Annotated in this window: 2 protein-coding genes and 1 pseudogene; all 3 read left to right on the top strand. The window is 42.5% G+C overall.

What is annotated here, in order from left to right; all coding sequences use genetic code 11:
- Positions 1–300 (top strand): DUF2304 domain-containing protein (locus tag RDQ32_RS11065; protein ID WP_308580540.1); only part of this gene is annotated, 300 nt, incomplete at its 5' end.
- Positions 297–1,838, top strand: coding sequence for a DUF2142 domain-containing protein (locus RDQ32_RS11060; RefSeq protein ID WP_308580538.1), 1,542 nt, complete (start codon positions 297–299; stop codon positions 1,836–1,838). The genes RDQ32_RS11065 and RDQ32_RS11060, both read left to right, overlap by 4 nt.
- An 87-nt stretch (positions 1,839–1,925) precedes the next feature.
- Positions 1,926–2,447, top strand: a pseudogene (locus RDQ32_RS11055) (ABC transporter permease); the annotation flags it as partial.

Here is a 2,447-nt window from a genome sequence, read left to right as displayed (position 1 = left end):
AAAAAGGCGAAAATGCGGATTGAAGAGAGTATCTTTTGGCTACTCTTTTCCATTCTTTTGCTTGTTTTTGCCATTTTTCCCTTTGTGCCGGATTTTATGGCCAGAAGCCTGGGGATTTATTCTACCCCGAATTTTCTCTTTTTACTGGTAATTTTTATTCTGCTTTTACGGCTCTTTCATACCCATGTGGAATTGGGAAAGCTGGAGGAAAAAGTTAATCGAATCGTGCAGGATATGGCCTTGGAGGAGAGAAGAGAAAGAGAAAAGCATTTGGAAACAGAGCAGGAGGACAGTCAATGAGTAATCTACTTAGCTTGTGGAAGGAGCATCCCGTATTTTTGCGGGAGTGCATTTTCCTTGGTTTGATTTCCCTTGCCTTTGCAGCAGGATTTTTCTTCTTTCTTTTTCGCAGGAAAATGAAGCTTGCCCAGATTTATTTTCTGAGCATGATGATTCTTGGCTCCCTTTACTCCTTTGTTTTAATGCCTTTATCCGCCCCGGATGAGGTCTTGCATTATGTCAGTGCCTATGCTCTGTCTTCGGAAATGCTGGGACAGGGAGGAAAGCTGTATGACAAGGATGGAAATCTTCGAATCCGGAAGGAGGATGAGGAGATTGATGATTGGACCGGAGACGGGAAGCCTGAGGAGGCTACGGTTTTCGGCATGCATATTAATCGAAAACAGGTGGAGGAAAGACAGAAGGCCTCTTTTTTTGCCAAAGAAAAGGGCTATGGATTTACTTTGCAAAAACCGGTAAAGACCACTCCATTAGCCTACTTTTTTCCGGCGCTGGGCTTTTCCTTTGCAAGAATCCTATATGGCTCACGCTTTACTCTTTTATATTTCGGGAGATTCTTTAACCTTCTGTTTTTCAGCATTTTAGGAAGTCTGGCTATAGAAAAGATACCTATGGGGAAGGAAATCCTTTTTTCCGTCAGTCTTTTTCCCATGACCTTGGAGCTGATTTCTTCCTTGTCCTATGACGCCTATATCCTGGCCTTAAGCTTTCTTCTTTTATCCTTGGTATTTCAATACCAGTTTCGAGAGGAAAAGCTGGGTCTTAAGGAAATTCTATGGATTTGTTTGATTGCCATAGCTCTTTCGCCCTGTAAAATGGTATATTCCCTTCTGTTTTTGCTTTGCGTTATGGTTTCCTTTAAACGCTTTTCCTCCCCATGGCTTTATTTTATCGGTATTTTTGCTATAGGCTTATCCATTGTTCTACCCTTACTGCTGGTGAATCTGGATGCCTTCAGCCGATATGTCCGTCCGCAGGAGGATACGGTGAATCTTTCCAATATTGTGGGACAGGATGGAGGTATGGAAACCTATAATCGAAGAGAAATTCTGGCTCAGCCGGATGTGTATTTAAAGATTCTGAGAAATACTTTCTTTATCAAGGGCAAGGAGTACTGGTATACTTTGATTGGCCGCCCTTTGGGGCAGTTTGACAATCGTCTGTCCTTTCCGCTTCCCTTGGTGGTGCTTTTCAGTATTTGTCCCTTCCTGGCAGGAATTTTTGGAGAACGGAAGGAGATGCAGGGAAAGAAACTTCATATTTTGCAAAGAATCGTTCTTTTCCTGATTCCCTTAGGATTAATCCTGTTGATTTTGTCCTCCATGCTCTTTGCCTATACGCCAAAGCGGACGGACTATGTCTTAGGTGTTCAGGGAAGATACTTTTTACCGGTGCTTCCCCTATTTATCCTTTGTTTTATGCCAAGCAAAAGGGTGGGAAAGCAGGGAGAAAGGATTGTTTCTTTCGTCCTTTTCTTCCAGATTCTTGCGAATCTTTCATTTCTTTTATACACTTATATCAGTTTGTTTTTACACTAAACTCGAACTTTGATGGATATCGAGTATCCCGGGGGAAGTCTGTGAGTCTTCCTTTGGAGTATTCAAGATACACGGAAAGGGAATAGCATGCGGGGATTTTTAACCCTTATCAAGATTTGTAAAGAAAAAAGAAAGATGATTATGAGCCTGGCCTTTGCAGATTTTCGGAAGCGCTTTGTAGGCTCTTACTTCGGAGCGGTTTGGATGTTGATTCAGCCCTTGGTGACCATTGCGATTTATGCTTTTATCTTTGGACCCTACGGCTTTAAATCCAGCCCTCCGGTGCCCAATGTTTCCTATACCACCTGGTTGATTCCCGGAATGGTGCCCTGGTTCTTCTTTTCGGAAGTGATGAATATGAACACGGGAATCTTACAGGAATATCAGTATCTGGTGAAAAAGGTGGTTTTCCCCATTGAGCTTTTACCGATTATTAAGTTAATCAGCTGTTCTCTGGTGCATCTTTTCTTCCTACTGGTGATGTTCTTGTTTGCCCTGTTTAGTAGAGAGCCTATTTTGATTACCTGGCCCCAGGTATTCTTTTATTCCTTTGCCACGGCCTTTTACGCCTTGGCTTTATCTTTCTTTACCTCTGCGGTTTCCGTCTTT

Source organism: uncultured Oribacterium sp. (assembly GCF_902481605.1).
Lineage (GTDB): Bacteria > Bacillota > Clostridia > Lachnospirales > Lachnospiraceae > Oribacterium > Oribacterium sinus.
The sequence above is the reverse complement of the archived record's forward strand: the minus strand, read 5'-3'. Positions and strand labels throughout refer to the sequence as shown.